Here is an 18267-nt window from a genome sequence, read left to right on the forward strand (position 1 = left end):
TGGATAAGTCTTTTTTCCGGGGAGGCAAGCTCACCCGAGATCCGGGCCGGCCGGGCAGTAGGCGGCGAACGGTCCCATTTCCTTGAGGGCGGCCAGTGTCCCGGCGGCGCTTTTGTGCACCACGCCCCGGATGCCGAGCGTCCCGGCCACTTCCACGAAAAGCGCCCGGTCGTCGATGTAGACCGCCTCCTCGGGCGCGGTCTGGGCGATGTCCAGGGCGATGCGGAAGATGTCCGCGTCGGGCTTGCGGAAATGCACGAAGCAGGAGGACACGAAGGCGTCGATGAAGCAGCCGAGGCCGAAGGTCCGGATGCGGTGTTCGTTCAATTCCCGGCCTTCGTTGTTGACCGTGACGATCTTGATCCCGTGCGTGGCCTTGAGTTCCCGCAACGCGTCCAGCATTTCGGGCAGAGGCTCGGAACGGCTGAACATGAAGTCCTTGAAGGCCGCCCGGGTAAACGTCCGGGGCGCGTAAAAGACGGTGCGGTCGAGGTATTCGTCCAGGGTGAGCTTGCCTTCCTCGAAGGCGTCGAAGGTCAGGTGGTGGCGCTCGTCGACCTCGTCGCAATCCAGGTCGAAGGTGCGGCAGGCGAGCTTTCTGGCCGCCCGGTCCCAGCCGTTGGTGAGCATCACGCCGCCGACATCGCAAAAAAGCGTGGTGATGGGTTGCGTCACGGCAAATTCCTCCTGCCGGCGCGGCCGGCGGTTCGGGATAGTGCCGTTATAGACCCGCTTTCCGGGGTCGGCGTCAAGCCGGGTTGCGGGCTTGACGCCGGCGGCGGGGGATAAGTCCGGTCGAACGCACCGGGGCGGTGCGCCAGTCGCAGGTGATGGCCAGCATGCGCAGGCTGAAGGTGACGGTGATGGTGCAAAGCGCGGCGAAAAGCGGCGGCAGGCCCAGGCTGCGCAGCAGAAACGGATAGGTCAGGCAGCCGATCAGGGCGGCCAGGGCGTAGAACTGGCCGGGCCTGAAGACCAGCGGCTCCTTGCGGGTCAGGACGTCGCGCAACAGTCCCCCGCCGCAGGCGTTGATGGTGCCGACCAGCACGGCCGGAGCAAAGGCCAGGCCGAAGGCCAGGGACTTGTCCATGCCGACCACGGCGTAGGCCCCGAGCGCCGCGGCGTCGACCACGGCCACCAGCCGCTCCGACAGCACGGCCCGACGGCCGAAAATGAGACAGGCCAAGGCTGCGGCGGCCACGGCGAAGAGATAGGCTTGGTTGCTGATGACGGCCGGAGCGCCGGATTGCAGAAAAATGCCGTCGCGGATGAGCGCCCCGCCAAGGCCCGTGGCCAGGGACAGGCCGAGCAGGCCGACCAGGTCGAAGCGACGACGGATGGCCTCGATGGCCCCGGTTGCGGCCATGAGGAAAACGGCGAAAAGATCCAGGGCGAGAGGCAGTTCAAAGCCATGCTGCATGACGGCTGACCTCGTTCGAGAAGTGCCCGCCCCGGGGGGATCTCCGGGGCGAGGGGCGGTACATAGGGCCGGTCCCGGGCCGCGTCAAGAGGTCCCGCGACGCCCCGGCCGGAGCAGGACCAACAGTTGCGGTCCAATGTGCGGCAAAAGCACGACAAACACGCCAAAATATAAAAACGTGAAGAGATAATGCACCTGGCCGCCGGTCAGATGGCCGGGCAGCAACGCCCAGACCGCGTTCGGCACGGCCGGGGCCAGGAACTGGCCGATGAAAAGGCCGAAGAGCAAAAGCGCGCCCCGCACATCCAGGCGCAGCCCGGCCAGCAGGCCGACAGCCAGGAGCGACTGGGCGGCGGTGAGCATGATTTCGTGCAATTGCAAGCCGTCGAGAGGGATGGGCGTGGCGAACGACCCCGCCGACACGCCGTAGACGCCCGGGATCATGCCCACAAGCAGGGTCCACTGGTTGAGCTTGGAGGAGACGAGGCTGCCGAGCGCCAGTCCGGCCCGGCCGCGCAGGGCGAATATGATGGCCACGATGAATTCCGGCGCTTCCGAGGCGATGGGGGCCAGCCACTGCACCAGCAGAAATTCGCTGATGCCGAGGATGCGCCCCGTGGCCACCAGCCCCTCGCTGAAACGTTCGGCATTGGCCACGATGACCCCGGCGGCGAAGAGAAAAAGCAGCGCCGTGGCCCACCGCCGCCTGACGGCCGGAAGCCGCGCGATACGGGCGGCCACGCCCTCGAGGTCCGGCTCCTCGGCCTCGCGGCGGCCGGCCAGGGCGATGTAGACGACATAGAGCCCGACCAGGACCAGGCCGTCGACCCAGGTCAGGCTGCCGGACAGGGGAATGGTGATGGCGTAGGCCGTGGCCAGCCCCAGAAAAACCACCTCCAGGCGGCGTTCGGCCTCCAGCACCACGGGCTGTCGCGTGCGCCACCAGACGATGCCGGCCACGGCCGTCCAGGCCACGCCGATCAGCAGCCGGTTGGCGCCGGTCATGTTGGCGATGGCGAAGTGGGCGTAATCGGAGTCCGGATGCTGCCCGGCCATCCAGGTGAAATACATGTCCACGGCGTATTCCGGCAAAACGGCGATCAGCGCCACCACGGCCAGGGCCAGGGCCTGGGGGATGTCGTGCTGGGCCACGTCGCAGGCCCACAGAAGCAGGAAGGACGCGCCGAGGATGGCCGCGCCGGCCACGATGGCCGCTGTCTGGGGCGACAGGTGCACCCCGGCAAGCGAGGCGGCCAGCCCGGGCAGGCAGGCGATCAGGGCGAGGTACAAGGGGATCAGCGCTTTCATGACGTCTCCTCGGGTTGGCGCGGCCGAAAAAAAAAGACCTTGGCACGCGCATGCATGCCAAAGGTCTCGCCGATCGGCACCGAGGGACCGACGACAGGGCCAGGCGGCGCGAACGCCGCAGTGATGTTGACCCTGCCCGAAACAGCTACTCCCCTTTGGGTTTTCCTAAGATAAAGGCGTTACGCCTGGCTGTCAACCGCAGGGGAATCCTCTTCTTCCATATCCTTAAGCATTTCAATCATCTGTTCGGAAAAAAGGTAGAGCGCGTCCACGGCAAAGGCGTATTCCGGCACTTCCTCGCGCCACAGGACCATGAGATCCTTGACCTTGTCCCGGGCGGCCAGGACCTCGCCCTCGGTCTCGGCGTTGTTGATTTCGGCCAAGGCCTCCAGATATTCGTCGCTCATAAAAGCCGTCACCAGCCCACGACCCACGCGTTCCTTGTCGATGCCGTCCCAGACTCCCGCCGCCATTTCCTTTCTCCTTGCCAAATCGCTTGCAAAATTTTTCTTTGGTCGGCTGGCCGTGGGGTAAGGCGGCCGCACGCGGCGCATATTCGAAGAATACGCCTTCGCGTCCGCCTTACCCCACGGCCAGCCCAGGTCACACAGAGTTACCCGGGAACAAATCCCCCGCCTCTCGAAACAAAATTATGGATTGCGCCGGATGCGCATCGAACTTGGAAAGTGTTCCCGTTTCCGGTTGTATTATAGTGTTCCCGCTTCCAACCGTATTATGCGACATCGCCTGTCGCAACGCCCCCCGTTAAGAGTTTTTTTGGAGGGTGGGGGTCCGGGGGAGGGGACCTTTTTTTGCAAAAAAAGGTCCCCTCCCCCGGTTCCCTGCTCCCCGCGCCCCTTACATCCTGTCCAGGGGGACGTTGGCGTACACTTCGTCGAAGTCGTCGTCGAGCTGGTCCACGAGGCCGGCCGGGTCGAACTCCTGGCCGCAGGCGTGGCAGGTCAGCATGATGCGCAGGCAGGTGCGTTCGTAGGTCAGGTGCTTGCCGCAGTGCGGGCAGGTCACCTTGGCCTCGGTCGGCGCGAAGTTGATACGGGAAAAAGCCATGGGAACTCCTTTAAACCATGTTGGCGCCGCTTAGGATCACGATCAGGCGCTTGAACACGTCCAGATCGAAGGCGTCGCTCATCTCGTCACGCATCAGGCGCAGGGCCTGAAACGGCTGCATGGCGTCGGCATAGGGGCGCTTGGTGGTCAGGGCGTCGTAGACGTCGGCCACGGCCAGGGCCCGCACGTAGGGAGGGATCAGTTCGCCGGGCAGGCCGCCGGGGTAGCCGGTGCCGTCCATGCGCTCGTGGTGCATGAGAATGCAGTGGGCGGCGGTCTGGGTCAGCGGCACGTCCTGGCACAGGGCCAGGCCCTTGGCCGGGTGGGTATTGATGACGGCCCGTTCCTCAGGGGTCAGCTGCCCGGGCTTGGACAGGATTTCCACGGGAATGTGCGTCTTGCCGATATCGTGCAAAAGCGCCCCGATGCCGGCCTGAACCAGGGTATACTCGTCGACCTTCATGTTTTGCAGGATGGCGGTGGAAAAAACGAACACCTGCACGTTGTGGGTATGCACGGTGTAGTCGTGGGAGGCCAGGGCGGCGATGCGCTTGAGCGACTCGTCGATGGCGAGAAATTTCAGGCTCTTTTCAACGAGGTTGGCGATCCGGGAGTATTCCCGCTTGCCGATCCCCTTGGGCAGGCGCGTCTCGAAAACCTCGCGCACCACGGCGTCGGCCGCCGTGTAGAGGACCTTGGCCCGCTCCTCCACGGGAATGATGGAATCGGCCAGGATCTGCGGCAGGTGCTTTTCGACGTAGCGGTCGTAATCGGGCTTCTGCTCGGCCCGGACATAGACTTCCGCGACCCCCGCGTCGTGGAGCTTCTGGCGATGGCGCGAGGTGAACTGCTCGTTTTCCGCCGCGTACAGGACGTAGTTGCCGGCCTGCTTGATGTAGACGCGAAACCGCCCCAAGGTCTTCGGAAAGATCATCAGGGGAGAAACGGCGAAGTAAAAGTCTTCCCGCGAGTCCATTGTGGCCTTGCCTTGCATGCTCCCGCCTCCTGAGACGCGACGCCCGGCGGTTTCGCCGGTTGGGTACTGCTGCGACCGGCGGCGGATCAGGCCGCCGGCACGTCGGCCGGTGTGACGGAATGCTCGGGATAGCGCCGGGTCAGGGCCGGGCGCCCGCCCGGAAGACGCACGGCTTCCAGATAGAAGTCGAAGGCGTCGAGGGCGAGGCACAGGCCGAAATCCGCCTCGGGCACAATGGCCGTTTCACCGAAAAAGATAGCCGCGCTCGGCGCGGTACGCAAAAATTTGGGGATGGCGGCGAAGGCGTTGGGCACGCCCTGGAGCAGGTTGGCCAGGTACATGGCGCACAGCTTGTCCTCGGGGGCGTGGGTCATGCCGGCCTTGCCCATGGCCACGATGGAGACGACTTCCGGGTCGGCTTCCAAGATGGCCTGGGCCGTGGCGCTGATGTTGGGAAACGAGCAGGTCAGGACGCGATCGGCGCTTTCCATGGCCGCGAAAAGTCCCCGGGTGCCGGCGGAAGTGGCGTGGACCAGGGTCTTGCCCGCAAGGGGCGCATCCTTGACCTCGCTTGGGGAGTTGCCGAAATCGAAGCCCTCGAGCTTGAGGCAGTTGCGCTCGCCGGCGAGCAGATAGTCCGGATGGGCCGCGCGCAAGGCCCGGGCATCCTCCACCGTATCCACGGGCAACATCCGTTCGGCTCCGGCGGCAAAGGCGTAGCAGGCCACGGAACAGGCGCGGAAAACGTCAATGACCACGGCCGTCCCCGTGGCCTGCTCCGCACCTGAAAGCAACTCCAACATCTTGATACGCACGACAATTCCCTCCCGGGAAAGGCCATAACAGTGTGTCGCGCGTTTGAAAAGCGCACGTTGCGCCGTCTTGCCACCCGGGAACCGAAACCGTATAATCATTTGAAACGTCACTACGATCCGGAGCCGCCAGCCATGGCCGCAGATCCCGACTTCTCGCCGCCCCTTTTGCCCGTCATCCCGGAGTACACCTCCTGGACCGCGGGCGCGCGGGAAGCGGCAAAGCGGGACGCGGCAGCGGCCGACGCCTCCTTTGCCGGCCGTCACGGCCCCATCAGCGCGGCCGAGCCCTCGGCCGGGTCCCCCTCCCCGGAGGAACCCCGGGGAGGGATCGCCGACGAAACGGCCTGATCCCGGCTCCCCGCACAAACGCCTTACAAGGAGGGCCCCTGTCATGGCCCACTGCGACTGGAACGAAAGCCGCCGGCACGTGCTGTCCCAGGCCCGGCGGATTGTCATCAAGGTGGGCAGCGCGGTGCTGGCCCGGCCCGGCGGCGGCCTGGACGCGGCCGTGGTGGCCTCCCTGGCCGCCCAGATCGCCGCCCTGGCCAATGCCGGCCGCAAGGTGCTGCTGGTCTCCAGCGGCGCCGTGGCCGCCGGCCGCGAAGTCCTCGGCCAACACTACGACCCCGCCTCCCTGCCCCACCGGCAGGCCGCCTCGGCCATCGGCCAAAGCCGGCTCATGCATGCCTACGACCAGGAGTTCTCCCTCCATGGCCGCATCGCCGCCCAGGTGCTCCTGACCCGCGAGGATCTGGACAACCGCGAACGCTACCTCAACCTGCGCAACACGCTGGCCACGTTGTTCGACCTCGGGGCCGTGCCCGTGGTCAACGAAAACGACCCGGTGGCCATCTCGGAGCTGGTCTACGGCGACAACGACTGCCTGGGCGGCCTGCTCGTCGGCACCATCGGCGCGGAACTCTTCGTCAACCTGACCTCGGCCCGGGGCGTGTATGCCCAAAACCCCGACGACCACCCCGAGGCCAAGCCCATGTCCGTCATCGAGGACATCGCCGGCCTCGACCTGGACGCCCTGTGCGGCACCAAGACCGCGCTCGGCACCGGGGGCATGCATTCCAAACTGCTCGCCGCCCGCCGCGTGGCCCAACTCGGCGTGCCGACCATGATCCTGGCCGGACGCGAACCCGATGCCCTCACCAGGGCCTTCGCCGGCGAGAAAAATGGCACCTACGTGCCGGCCGGGTGCAAGCCCATCCCCAGGCGCAAGTTCTGGCTGGCCTACCACCACGAACCCCAAGGCATCCTCATCGTGGACGACGGCGCGGTCGGGGCGCTGCGCGACAAGGGCAAAAGCCTGCTGCCGGCCGGCATCGTGGACGTGGCCGGCGACTTCACCGTGGGCTCCATGGTGCGCATCACCAGCGTCGACGGCGAATCCATCGGCGTCGGGCTCACCAACTACGGCGCGGCCGACCTGCGCAAAATCATGGGGCTCAAAAGCTCGCGCCTGGAACAGGTGCTCGGCGAGGCCGCCTACACCGAGGCCGTGCACCGCGACAACATGCTCATCGACGCGGCGATTTAGTGGAGAATCGGAAGGGGCGTCGCCCCTCCCGAACCCTCCCTACCGGGGGGAATAATTCCCCCCGGCCCCCTTTAACGGGGATTTGGGGGGAGGCGGCTACCGGGAGTCCAGGGAACAACGGCGAGGCACGGGAGGAGCGAGTATGGACAAAGAAGCCAAGTGTCGGGGCTGGGACGTGTTCGAGGACGACGGGCTCTGCTGCGTGTGCGGCCAGAAAGCCGTTTTCGCGCCGATAAAACCCGGGCACAGCCTGCGCGAGACGCGCTGCTCCTCGTGCCGGTCCAGCCGGCGCACCCGCGATCTGGTCCGGGTGCTGGCGCGGCTCTCCGCCGGTCCGAAGGCCAGACTCCTGCCCGAAGCCCTTGACGCCATGCGGGACTGGCGCGTGTTCGAGGCCCAGGCCGCCGGCCCCCTGCACGAACGCCTGCGCGACCTGCCGCACTACGTCTGCTCGGAATACGTGCCCGAACTGACCCGGCCCGGCACCTGCACCCAGACCGGGCTGCGCTGCGAGGACCTGGAACACCTGAGCTTTCCCGATGCGTCCTTCGATCTGGTCATCACCCAGGACATCTTCGAACACGTGACCGATCCCTGGCGCGCCTTCGACGAAGTCTGGCGCGTGCTGGCCCCGGGCGGACGACACGTCTTTACCGTTCCCGTCAACGAGGGCCATTGCACGACGCCCCGTGTCCGCTTCGAAAACGGCAAGCGCCACGACCTGTTGCCGCCCGTGCATCACGGCGATCCCGTGCGCCACGGCGGCTCGCTGGTGATAACGGACTACGGCGACGACCTGCCCGCCCTGCTCGGCAAACGCGGCCAGCCCACCGACGTCGCGGTGCACGTGGCCTTCTACAAGCCGTCCGAGATGCCGGGGATCATCGAAGGCGACATCCACGCCCTCTACGAAGCGGCCTACAAGGCCGGCGAAAAGGCCGGTTTCCTGCGCTACAACTCCGTCGTCTTCGTCACCCATAAGCCTCGGTAAGGAGAGGATACCGGGGGGAACCCTTTCTGTAGAAAGGGTTCCCCCCGGACCCCCCTCCCAAATACCATGTTGGCCTCGACCCTCAAACTGGCTGATAGTGCCAGTAAATGTGCTCGTAGACACAAACGAGGCGAGGAGACCAACATGGCAGGACAAGCGTTATCCCAACTTCAAGCGTTTGTGGAGGCTTCACAAGGTCGATCTTTTTTTGTCGGATTGGATGTCCATAAAAATAGTTATTTTGTTGCGTTACGTCGGTTTGATGGAGTCGTCCACACCTTGGTGATGTCGGCGAGCCCGCAGGCTCTGATCGACAAATTGGCCGCGGTGGGCGTCACCGTGGCCATGGCGGCCAGTGAATCCGGGCCGACCGGATTCACCCTGTCCAGAGCGCTCACAAAGGCAGGGATTCCCAATCTCGTGGCGGCTCCCAGTCGGATTCCCCGCCCCGTGGTCTGGGGCGCAAAAACAGACCGGCTCGATTGCGTCAAACTGGCCGATTACGCCGCCAAGGGGATGCTGCGTCCCATCGCCGTGCCGACCGAGGAGCAAGAAGCCCAGAGGAGCCTGGAGCGCCGACGACACGATCTGGCCGACGACCTGCGTCGTGTGAAACTGCGCATCCATTCCCATCTGCTTTTTTTGGGCCTTACCGAACCACCCAATCTGAAATACTGGAGCAAGGTCGCTGTAGCATCCCTGCTTAAACTGCCCATGCATCAGGCTGCCCGGTATACGCTGGAAAGTTTTGTGCGGGAGATGCATGCCATCACCAGCGAATTGTCCCTCGTTGAACAGCAACTTGAGACAATTTGCCGCCAGGGAGAGCATGACAAAGTCATCAAGTGCCTGCGCACCGTGCCCGGTGTGGGGCCGCTCATCGCCGCGACCTTCCGTCTGGAGTTGTTTCAGCCGGAACGTTTCAGCCGGGCCGAAGAGGTGACAAGCTATCTGGGACTTGCCCCCATGGTGCGCCAGAGCGGCGAGAGCAAGGGCCGGGCCAGGTTACGGCCCGTGGGGCAGACCAAACTGCGAAGTCTTTTAGTGGAGGCGGCCTGGAAATGGCGCGCACACGATCCGAAGGCTCAGGCCTGGTATCACAAGTTGCTGGGGAAAAGCGGCCTGGCCCAAAAGGCCATCACAGCCTTAGCTCGAAAACTGGCCATCATTTTGTGGCGGCTGAGCCTGGAGAAACGAGCGTACCGATTTGAGGCGGTTATGGCGTGAAACGGCGGCGGGCGAGGATCACGCCGGCTCTGGGAAGCCCCGTGCTCCTCGCCCGCCAAGAGGGTATTGCAGCGCCAACAAGGACCTGTGGCAACGAGTAGGGAAGACTGAAAGCCTAACAGCCAACAATTTTTCGGATTGGTCGCGGAAAAGTCTGGCCGCATGGCGGCGTTTCTCAAATGGCGAAAATCCGAAAACTACCGAATCGGTACTTGGCGCTTCGGGCGCGAATAGGAAACGGGCGGTTAGACTGCGTCAGCCGGCTTGACTTTGGGCCACATAGGAAAGACTTTTAATAGTTATGTGATGTTGTTCGGACGGTAGCTAAAAAGGTAAAAGATTTAGGAAGGGGAGAGCGCGAGAGGGGAGAACCCTTTTCAAAGGGTTTCCCCTCTCGCACTTTCTTCGCTTCTTAACTCTTAGGGATCTTACAATGGCGACATTCTCGCAGTGGCTGACCGCCGCGCGGCCGCAGACCTTGCCGGCGGCCCTGGCGCCGGTTGCGGCCGGGACGGGCGCGGCGGCGGCCTTGGACGGGGCGCATGTCCTGCGGGCGCTTCTGGCTTTGGTTGTGGCCTTGGCGTTGCAGATCGGGGTCAATTACGCCAACGACTATTCCGACGGGATTCGCGGCACCGATGACGACCGCATCGGGCCGTTTCGCCTGACCGGTTCCAAGGCGGCAAGTCCCGGGGCGGTGTTGGCCGCGATGTGCCTGTTTTTTGCCGTGGCCCTGGCGGCCGGCGTCTGGCTTTTGGCGCTGTGCGGCCATTGGTGGCTGCTTGTCGTCGGGGCGGCCTGCATCCCGGCGGCCTGGTTCTACACCGGCGGGAAGCGCCCCTACGGCTATCGCGGCTATGGCGAGGTGTTCGTCTTCCTCTTTTTCGGGCTCGTGGCCGTGCTGGGCACGACCTACTCCCAGGCGGACCGCATTTCGTTCGTGGCGCTGTGGGCGGCCATCGGCATCGGCGCATTGGCCTGCGCGCTTCTGGTCACCAACAATTTGCGCGATATCGAAAGCGACGCCAACAGCGGGAAATACACCCTGACCGTTCGCCTGGGCGACGGCAAAAGCCGGGCATTTTACCTGGCGCTTGTGGGCGTGGCCTTGCTGATGGTGGTGTTCATGTTGCCGCGCCATCCCTGGGCCTGGCTGGTCTTTTGCATGCTGCCGCTGCTCGTGCGCCCGGTGCGCGCGGTGCTTTCCGGCGCGGCGGGCAGCGAGTTGTTGCCGGTGCTGCGCGATACCGGGAAAATCGAGCTGCTTTACGGCCTGCTCCTCGGTCTGTCGCTTTCCCTGTAAGACCGCCTCTGTCTGGCCCGGGAATTGCTTTACCCGAGGGCAGTGACGGAAAACCGGCGTCCGCGCCGTACTGACGGGGATCCATGGCCAAGCCCTTTCGATTCAACCTCGAACGCATCCTGGACATCCGCACCCAATTCGAGGAGCGGGCCAGGATGGAGCTTGGCAAGGCCATTGCCGCCCATCAGGCGGGGGAGCGCGAGGTGAACCGGCTCATAAACGAGCTGGCGGCCCGCGAAGCCTCCATGGCCCAGAAGCAAAACCCGTCGGCCGGGGATTTCTGGCTGTGGCAGGCCTACCGCAAGCGCCTCATGGCCGATATCGCCCAGGCCCGGGCGCGGCTGGCCGAGCTGGCCGAAGCCCGCGAGCAGGCCCGCCAAAAAGCCGTCGAATGCTCCAAGGACCGCAAGCTGCTGGACAAACTCAAATCGAATAAGGCCACACGCCATGCCATCGAAGAAAATCTCGCCGAGCAAAAAGAAAACGACGAAATGGCTTCGGTTCGCTACCAGCCGCCGACGGTCTGACGCATCGTCCCGTTTGCTGCTTTTCTGCGAGCGCATAAGCGGCCGCATCGCGCCCCGGGCCACCAAGGTGCTGGGCGTTTTCCTCATGATCGCGGCGGTTAAGCTCGGCGTGCTGCTCTTCATGGGCCTCGACCTGATGCTGCCCGAACCGCCGACCCGCGTCGCCAGCGTGGCTGCTCCGTCCGTGGGCGCTTCGGCCGTGCGTCTGGCCCTGCCCGGGCCGGGAGTCGCCCTGGCCCAGCAGGCCCCCGCGGCGCAGCCGGCCGCCGCGCCGGCCAAGCCCGCCGCCACGACCCCCGACGCCCAGGCGCTGCTCAAGCGCCAGGACGAACTGGACCAGCGCGAACAGGCGCTCAACCAGTTGCAGGCCAACCTCAACGACCGGGTGGCCAAGCTCAAGGAAATGGAAAGCAATATCAAAAAGATGTTGCAGGAGGCCAAGGGCGTCAAAGACCAGAAGCTCAAGCACCTCATCGACGTCTATTCCAACATGAACGCCAAGCAGGCGGCCAAGGTGCTGGAGACCCTGGACAACAACATCGCAGTCAGAATTTTGGCGGGCATGCGCGGGCGACAGGCCGGCGACATCCTCAACAACATGGAAGCCAAGAAGGCGGCCAGCCTGACGGAAATGCTGACCCGGCTGCAACTGCCCCCGAGCGACAACGCATCGTAAAGGAGCCAGAAGCCGGGGGGAAACTTTTCTGAAGAAAAGTTTCCCCCCGGACCCCCTTTCCAAAGACTTTTATAATAACAGAATGTTATCGATATCCATTTGTATAGATATAAGATTTAGGAAGGGGAGAGCGCGAGAGGGGAGAACCCTTTTTAAAGGGTTTCCCCTCTCGCACCCTCTTCTCGTAAAGTTTGTCTGATGACGCGAGTGCGGTTGACGGTCGCCTACGACGGCACGCAATTCGCCGGCTGGCAGTTGCAGGCTCCGGGCATGGGGCGCACGGTTCAGGGCTGTCTCGAGGAGGCTCTGGCGCGGTTGTGCGGCGGTGCGGTGCGGGTGCACGGGGCCGGGCGCACCGATGCCGGGGTGCATGCCGTGGCCCAGGTGGCCCATGTCGACGTGCCGGACGCGCGGGCCGGGTTGCCGTGGCAACGGGCGCTCAACGCGTTGCTGCCGGACGACGTCTCGGTGGTGGACGCGAGCGTGGTCCCGCCGGATTTCCACGCCCGGTTCAGCGCTTCGGGCAAAATCTACCAGTATACGCTCTGGACCCGGCCGGGTTCGATTCTGCCCTGGCGGCGGCCGTACGTCTGGGACGTGGGCCGCTTTTCCCCCCTCGATGTCGCGGCCATGGACGCCTGCGCCGCGCTTTTCGCCGGCTACCACGACTTTGCCGCCTTTCAGAACGCCGGGTCCTCGGTCAAGACCACGACCCGGCTCGTGCACGGCGTCAGCCGGCTGCCGCAAACGAATCCCGACGAGATGGTCTGGCGGTTTCACGCCGAAGGATTTCTCAAGCAGATGGTGCGCAACCTCATGGGCGCGCTGGTGGCGGTGGGCAGCGGTAAAGTTTCGCCCGAGGACATCCGATCCGTATTGACGTTGGGGCAGAGAAGGCTTGCGCCACGCACGGCGCCGGCCGGCGGACTTTGCCTGATCGCCGTGGAGTACGGAAACGATGGTCGGGGGCATAAGCGACATCTTCTTCGCCAGCCTGGGGCTGACCAGGACTGAGACGGGGCTTCGCACGGCCGCCACGGCCGCGTCTGACTCCCTGTCCGACCGCTCCTCCGGCCGGGAAGCCGTCGATACGCTGACGGCCGGCCTGTCCGACCGCCTGTCCCGCTTTTCCAGGGCCCTGTCACGTTTTTCCTGGCCGTCCGACGCGTCGTCGCCTTTTCGCGCCCGGCTCGTGATCCACGACAACGACCTCGACAAGGCCGTTGCCGCGAGCACCGCGAATTCGGGCACGGCCGTCAATCCCTTCAAGTATTTCACCACCGGCAAAAGCTCCATCGCCGCCTCGGGCGTGGACGCCGGGGACTACGCCATCACCGTTACGCAGGGAACGGTTTCCCGCACGGCGGACGTTGCCGTGGGCGAACACGACACCTGGGGCGCCGTGCTCGGCAAGGTCGCCTCGGCCATAAACGGCATCGACAGCCTGAGCGTGCGGGCCGACGTGACCCGCCAGCAGAAGTCCTTCACCCTCGACCCGTTCCTTGCCGCCACGGGAACGCTGATGGCCGTATCCGTCAATCCGCTGCGCCGCGACCAGGATGTGACCCTGGATGACGCAAGCGGCGACCTGCTGGACCAGCTCAGTCTGCAGGCCGCCTCCACGGTGGTTTCCCCGGCGGACGCGGCCGTGGACATGGTCGGCGTGAACAGACTGGCCCAGCCCACCTTCATTAACTCCAACACCTACGATCCGGGCGCGGCCACGACACTCGCCGTGGGATTGCATACCTTTTCCCTGGCCACGGGCGCCGGCGATCAACCCACGTCCTACGTGTCCACGGCCTTCGATCCCGATGCCGCAACGACCCTGGCTCCGGGAACCTACACCTTTGGCGTCAGTATCGGCGACCAGTCGCGTCAGCTTTCCGTGACCGTCAAATCCGGCTGGACCTGGGGCGAGGTGCTCAGTGCCGTGTCCGGGCAGGTCAACGCCGAACCGGTCATGGTTTGGGCGGCGGACGGGCAGAGCACCGAGCTGGTGTCCGCGCCGAGTTTCACCCTGCCGGGCGTGACCGCCTCGAGCGAGACCGTGCCCGTGCCGGCGGCGGAGGGCGGCACGTTTTCCGGCCGGGTGCTGACCATCGCCACGGACAGCGGCTACGAGGGGGAGACGCTCACCCTGACCGACGGCTCCGGAGGCATTCTTTCCTCCCTTGGCCTGACCACGCCGCTTCACGGCCAGGTCGTGTCCGTTCCCGTGGCCTCGGGCGACACCTGGAAAGACGTGGTCCGGGAGATGGCGAGCGTCGTGCGCCTGGCGACGACCAGGGTTGCGGCGCGGACGCAGGAACAGGCGGTTCCGGCCACGAACGTGCCGGGCAAGGCGCTTGCCATGAAGGGCGTGGCGGCCGATCTGGTGCTTTTAAACCGCAAGCTCGGAGAAACGCTAAGCTTGACCGACGGCGCGTCGAAGGTGCTCGAAACGCTCGGCATGGGGGCAAGCCTGCCCGGCCAGGACGGGGAAATCACGGTCAACGGCCAGACCATGGCCTCGGAGAATAACGCCTACGCCCTGCAACAAGGGCGCGTGCGCCTGGACGCCCTGGACGAGACCGGAACCGACCTGCCGCTCGTCGTCACCAAATCCATGGAGCGCCTGGAATCGCGGCTGGGAGACGTGGTCGACGCCTACAACGACCTGCGCAAGTACCTTGCCGCCAACAGCGGTTTTCTGGATGCCACGCTGGCTCCCGGACTCGGCCGGCCCGTTGCCGACAACTGGTCCGGGCTTGCCGCACTGGGCTTTTCCAAGACCGGCAAGAACGATCTGCTCTGGATCGCCTCGGATACGTTCTGGCGCGGGGTTTATACCGACGCGGACCGGGCCGGGGCCACCCTGGCCACGTCGCCGACCGGGCTCGTGCCGGGCTGGAAGGCCGCCGTGGCCTCCATCATGGCTTCCGGCGTCTCCGGCTACGTCCTGCCCGAAACCGAGCACCTGACCCGGGTGGCCGCGCGCCGCACCGCCGCCGACCTGGAACGCACGAATTGGCTGGTGGATCTACACGGGTAGGAGAAGAGAGGAAAGAGGGTGCGAGAGGGGGACCCTTTTTGAAAAAAGGGTCCCCCTCTCGCGCTCTCCCCTCCCAAAAACTTTTAACGATTACATTATGTTATCATTAACAGCCTGTCACCGTTAAAAGTCTTTCCTATGTGGCCCAAAGTCAAGCCGGCTGACGCAGTCTAACCGCCCGTTTCCTATTCGCGCCCGAAGCGCCAAGTACCGATTCGGTAGTTTTCGGATTTTCGCCATTTGAGAAACGCCGCCATGCGGCCAGACTTTTCCGCGACCAATCCGAAAAATTGTTGGCTGTTAGGCTTTCAGTCTTCCCTACTCGTTGCCACAGGTCCTTGTTGGCGCTGCAATACCCTCTTGGCGGGCGAGGAGCACGGGGCTTCCCAGAGCCGGCGTGATCCTCGCCCGCCGCCGTTTCACGCCATAACCGCCTCAAATCGGTACGCTCGTTTCTCCAGGCTCAGCCGCCACAAAATGATGGCCAGTTTTCGAGCTAAGGCTGTGATGGCCTTTTGGGCCAGGCCGCTTTTCCCCAGCAACTTGTGATACCAGGCCTGAGCCTTCGGATCGTGTGCGCGCCATTTCCAGGCCGCCTCCACTAAAAGACTTCGCAGTTTGGTCTGCCCCACGGGCCGTAACCTGGCCCGGCCCTTGCTCTCGCCGCTCTGGCGCACCATGGGGGCAAGTCCCAGATAGCTTGTCACCTCTTCGGCCCGGCTGAAACGTTCCGGCTGAAACAACTCCAGACGGAAGGTCGCGGCGATGAGCGGCCCCACACCGGGCACGGTGCGCAGGCACTTGATGACTTTGTCATGCTCTCCCTGGCGGCAAATTGTCTCAAGTTGCTGTTCAACGAGGGACAATTCGCTGGTGATGGCATGCATCTCCCGCACAAAACTTTCCAGCGTATACCGGGCAGCCTGATGCATGGGCAGTTTAAGCAGGGATGCTACAGCGACCTTGCTCCAGTATTTCAGATTGGGTGGTTCGGTAAGGCCCAAAAAAAGCAGATGGGAATGGATGCGCAGTTTCACACGACGCAGGTCGTCGGCCAGATCGTGTCGTCGGCGCTCCAGGCTCCTCTGGGCTTCTTGCTCCTCGGTCGGCACGGCGATGGGACGCAGCATCCCCTTGGCGGCGTAATCGGCCAGTTTGACGCAATCGAGCCGGTCTGTTTTTGCGCCCCAGACCACGGGGCGGGGAATCCGACTGGGAGCCGCCACGAGATTGGGAATCCCTGCCTTTGTGAGCGCTCTGGACAGGGTGAATCCGGTCGGCCCGGATTCACTGGCCGCCATGGCCACGGTGACGCCCACCGCGGCCAATTTGTCGATCAGAGCCTGCGGGCTCGCCGACATCACCAAGGTGTGGACGACTCCATCAAACCGACGTAACGCAACAAAATAACTATTTTTATGGACATCCAATCCGACAAAAAAAGATCGACCTTGTGAAGCCTCCACAAACGCTTGAAGTTGGGATAACGCTTGTCCTGCCATGTTGGTCTCCTCGCCTCGTTTGTGTCTACGAGCACATTTACTGGCACTATCAGCCAGTTTGAGGGTCGAGGCCAACATGGTATTTGAAAGGGGGTCCGGGGGGAAAATTTTCTACAGAAAGGGTTCCCCCCGGCTACACCAACCCGCCCATCAGCGCCGCCAGTTCGCAGCCGACGATGGCCGCGCCCAGAAAATCGCCGTTGATGCCGCCTTGTTTGCGCCCAAGCCGGGCCAGCCGCCAGAGAACAAGGCCGCACAGCGCGGCCATGGCCATAAGGGACAGCGGTCTGGCCCAAAAGAGGCCGAGCGCGAGGGTCATGGCCAGGGCGAAGGCGGTATTGCGCGCAGTGGCTCCGGGCAGGCACAGGGCCCCGAGTCCCGGCCGCGCCAGATCGCGGCAGCAGCGCATGAGCACCACCGCTCCGGCCCGTCCGACGGTCGGGGCCAGGGCCAGCACCCAGACGTGGCCGGCTGAAAGCAGTTCCGCGCCGAGGCAGGTCTGGCCGAGAAGGGCCACCACGAGCGCCATGCCGCCGAACGCGCCGATGCGGCTGTCCTTCATGATGGTGAAAAACCGGTCCCCGGAAGCCAGCGAGCCCCAGGCGTCGGCCACGTCGGCGAATCCGTCCAGGTGCAGCCCGCGCGTGAGCATCAGATTGGCCACGGCGTAGGCAAAGCCCCCGGCCAGCGGATGGCCGCCGAAAAGCCCGAGCCACAAGGGTATGGCCATGACCAACCCGAGCGTGGCCCCGACCAACGGAAAAAGCGGCACGCAGGCCGCCATGTCGGGATTGGCAATCGCCGGGCCAAGCCGGGTGAGAAAGCCGAGTGCCGCAAGATAATTCCGAAAAAAAGCCAATTACGCCTCCAAGGGCCAATCGAGCGTCACGAGGTCGCCGCCTCGAAGCCCCAGCCGCGCCGCCGCCGAAGCCTGGGCCATGGCCAGTTCCAGGTAGCCCTGGCTGCCGGCCAGAATGCCGACCGCGCCCGGGGCGATGTCATTGTAGGTCCTGACCGGCGCAAGCGGCGCGGCCACAGGCGCGACGACCGACGCCTTGTCCGGCGGCTGGCCGAACCGACCGATGGGCAGCCCCAGCACCACGTTGCCGAACCGGTCCACGGACAGCACCCGGCAGCGCAGGCTAGTCCCCTCCCGGACCGGGGCCAGTCCCTCCAGCCAAACCGGATCGGGGCCTGTCCAGATGGCGGCCACATCCTGCGCCTCCTCGCCCATGGCGAGCCTCGCGGCCAGGGGCGCGAACACGTCACGGCCGTGAAAGGTGGCGCTTTTGGGCGCAAGGCGGGGCGTGGCGTCGAAGAGGCGACAGCCCGCCTCGGCCTCGAACACCAGCGTCAGAAGACCATTGTCCGGCGCAAGCAGGAAGTGGCTGCCCGCCTGGGCCAAAAGCACCCGCCGGTCCGTGCCGACGCCCGGGTCCACCACGGCGCACACGACCGCGCCCGGCGGCAGCCAGGGCAGGGTCGCGGCCAAAAAAAAGCCGGCCTGCAACACATCCTGGGGCGCGACGTCGTGGCTCACGTCCAGAAGCGGCACCCCCGGCGCGGCCGACATGAGCACCGACCGCATCTGGGCAACGTACGGGTCCACTCGGCCAAAATCCGTCAACAAGGCGATCAACGGCGCTTGGTGCATGGGCGTATCCGTGCCTCCGGCGGCCAGGGGGAAACTTTTTGAAAAAAGTTTCCCCCTGGACCCCCTTCAAAAACTTTCAAAGGGGCTGCGCAGGGACAGCGGCGCCTCTCGCATTCGCCCCGAAGGGGCGACGGCGCGGTGGGTGCTGCACCCATCTTCCAGCCATCCGACCAACCGCTAGCCAATGCCCTCCGGCCCGGCCAAAGCCGGATCGGGGGGT

The 18267-nt window shown here is 64.7% G+C and carries 19 protein-coding genes; 9 read left to right on the top strand and 10 right to left on the bottom strand.

Annotated elements, in window-relative coordinates; genetic code table 11:
• Positions 1 to 30: 30 nt before the first annotated feature.
• The 7 genes from K9F62_05085 to K9F62_05115 all read right to left on the bottom strand — a co-directional run bounded on the left by K9F62_05085 (position 31) and on the right by K9F62_05115 (position 5587).
• The gene (locus K9F62_05085) at positions 31 to 675 is read right to left on the bottom strand and encodes an HAD family phosphatase (GenBank protein ID UJX42063.1); all 645 of its coding nucleotides are present in this window, start codon (positions 673 to 675) and stop codon (positions 31 to 33) included.
• A 73-nt stretch (positions 676 to 748) separates the two neighbouring features.
• On the bottom strand, positions 749 to 1420 hold the full coding sequence (locus tag K9F62_05090; protein ID UJX42064.1) for a TRIC cation channel family protein: 672 nt from the start codon (positions 1418 to 1420) through the stop codon (positions 749 to 751).
• Between the two features lie 84 nt (positions 1421 to 1504).
• On the bottom strand, positions 1505 to 2728 hold the full coding sequence (locus K9F62_05095) for a sodium:calcium antiporter (GenBank protein UJX42065.1): 1224 nt from the start codon (positions 2726 to 2728) through the stop codon (positions 1505 to 1507).
• A gap of 179 nt (positions 2729 to 2907) precedes the next feature.
• Positions 2908 to 3201 carry a hypothetical protein gene (locus tag K9F62_05100; protein UJX42066.1) on the bottom strand — a complete coding sequence of 98 codons (294 nt, stop codon included), beginning with the start codon at positions 3199 to 3201 and terminating at the stop codon, positions 2908 to 2910.
• A gap of 385 nt (positions 3202 to 3586) precedes the next feature.
• Positions 3587 to 3796, bottom strand: coding sequence for a hypothetical protein (locus tag K9F62_05105; GenBank protein UJX42067.1), 210 nt, complete (start codon positions 3794 to 3796; stop codon positions 3587 to 3589).
• Between the two features lie 10 nt (positions 3797 to 3806).
• Positions 3807 to 4790: an HD domain-containing protein gene (locus K9F62_05110; GenBank protein UJX42068.1), complete on the bottom strand. Its 984-nt coding sequence runs from the start codon at positions 4788 to 4790 to the stop codon at positions 3807 to 3809.
• Positions 4791 to 4858: 68 nt separating this feature from the next.
• Positions 4859 to 5587, bottom strand: a complete 729-nt coding sequence (locus K9F62_05115; protein UJX42069.1) for a 2-phosphosulfolactate phosphatase — start codon at positions 5585 to 5587, stop codon at positions 4859 to 4861.
• Between the two features lie 132 nt (positions 5588 to 5719).
• Between K9F62_05115 and K9F62_05120 the strand changes: the two genes are divergently transcribed.
• From K9F62_05120 to K9F62_05160, 9 genes are all read left to right on the top strand, one after another.
• Complete coding sequence (locus tag K9F62_05120; GenBank protein UJX42070.1) at positions 5720 to 5935, top strand: hypothetical protein; 216 nt, start codon at positions 5720 to 5722, stop codon at positions 5933 to 5935.
• A 43-nt stretch (positions 5936 to 5978) separates the two neighbouring features.
• Positions 5979 to 7133: a glutamate 5-kinase gene (gene proB, locus K9F62_05125; GenBank protein ID UJX42071.1), complete on the top strand. Its 1155-nt coding sequence runs from the start codon at positions 5979 to 5981 to the stop codon at positions 7131 to 7133.
• Between the two features lie 142 nt (positions 7134 to 7275).
• Positions 7276 to 8124 (top strand): methyltransferase domain-containing protein, encoded by an 849-nt coding sequence (locus K9F62_05130; GenBank protein ID UJX42072.1) that lies wholly within the window; start codon positions 7276 to 7278, stop codon positions 8122 to 8124.
• 144 nt (positions 8125 to 8268) lie between these two features.
• The gene (locus tag K9F62_05135; GenBank protein UJX42073.1) at positions 8269 to 9351 is read left to right on the top strand and encodes an IS110 family transposase; all 1083 of its coding nucleotides are present in this window, start codon (positions 8269 to 8271) and stop codon (positions 9349 to 9351) included.
• Between the two features lie 433 nt (positions 9352 to 9784).
• Positions 9785 to 10654 (top strand): 1,4-dihydroxy-2-naphthoate polyprenyltransferase, encoded by an 870-nt coding sequence (locus K9F62_05140; GenBank protein UJX42074.1) that lies wholly within the window; start codon positions 9785 to 9787, stop codon positions 10652 to 10654.
• 83 nt (positions 10655 to 10737) lie between these two features.
• Positions 10738 to 11181 (top strand): flagellar export protein FliJ, encoded by a 444-nt coding sequence (gene fliJ, locus K9F62_05145; GenBank protein UJX42075.1) that lies wholly within the window; start codon positions 10738 to 10740, stop codon positions 11179 to 11181.
• An 85-nt stretch (positions 11182 to 11266) separates the two neighbouring features.
• Positions 11267 to 11857 (top strand): MotE family protein, encoded by a 591-nt coding sequence (locus K9F62_05150; GenBank protein ID UJX43134.1) that lies wholly within the window; start codon positions 11267 to 11269, stop codon positions 11855 to 11857.
• A gap of 198 nt (positions 11858 to 12055) precedes the next feature.
• Positions 12056 to 12871, top strand: coding sequence for a tRNA pseudouridine(38-40) synthase TruA (gene truA, locus K9F62_05155; protein UJX42076.1), 816 nt, complete (start codon positions 12056 to 12058; stop codon positions 12869 to 12871).
• Positions 12816 to 14891, top strand: coding sequence for a hypothetical protein (locus tag K9F62_05160; protein ID UJX42077.1), 2076 nt, complete (start codon positions 12816 to 12818; stop codon positions 14889 to 14891). Before truA ends, K9F62_05160 begins: the two co-directional genes overlap by 56 nt.
• Positions 14892 to 15310: 419 nt before the next feature.
• Here the strand turns inward: K9F62_05160 and K9F62_05165 are convergent, their stop codons facing one another.
• The 3 genes from K9F62_05165 to K9F62_05175 form a co-directional block, all read right to left on the bottom strand.
• Complete coding sequence (locus K9F62_05165) at positions 15311 to 16393, bottom strand: IS110 family transposase (GenBank protein UJX42078.1); 1083 nt, start codon at positions 16391 to 16393, stop codon at positions 15311 to 15313.
• A 133-nt stretch (positions 16394 to 16526) separates the two neighbouring features.
• Positions 16527 to 17252, bottom strand: coding sequence for an adenosylcobinamide-GDP ribazoletransferase (locus K9F62_05170; protein UJX42079.1), 726 nt, complete (start codon positions 17250 to 17252; stop codon positions 16527 to 16529).
• Positions 17253 to 18047 carry an SAM-dependent chlorinase/fluorinase gene (locus K9F62_05175; protein UJX42080.1) on the bottom strand — a complete coding sequence of 265 codons (795 nt, stop codon included), beginning with the start codon at positions 18045 to 18047 and terminating at the stop codon, positions 17253 to 17255.
• Positions 18048 to 18267 lie beyond the last annotated feature (220 nt).

The organism is Desulfovibrio sp. JY (assembly GCA_021730285.1).
GTDB lineage: Bacteria > Desulfobacterota > Desulfovibrionia > Desulfovibrionales > Desulfovibrionaceae > Solidesulfovibrio.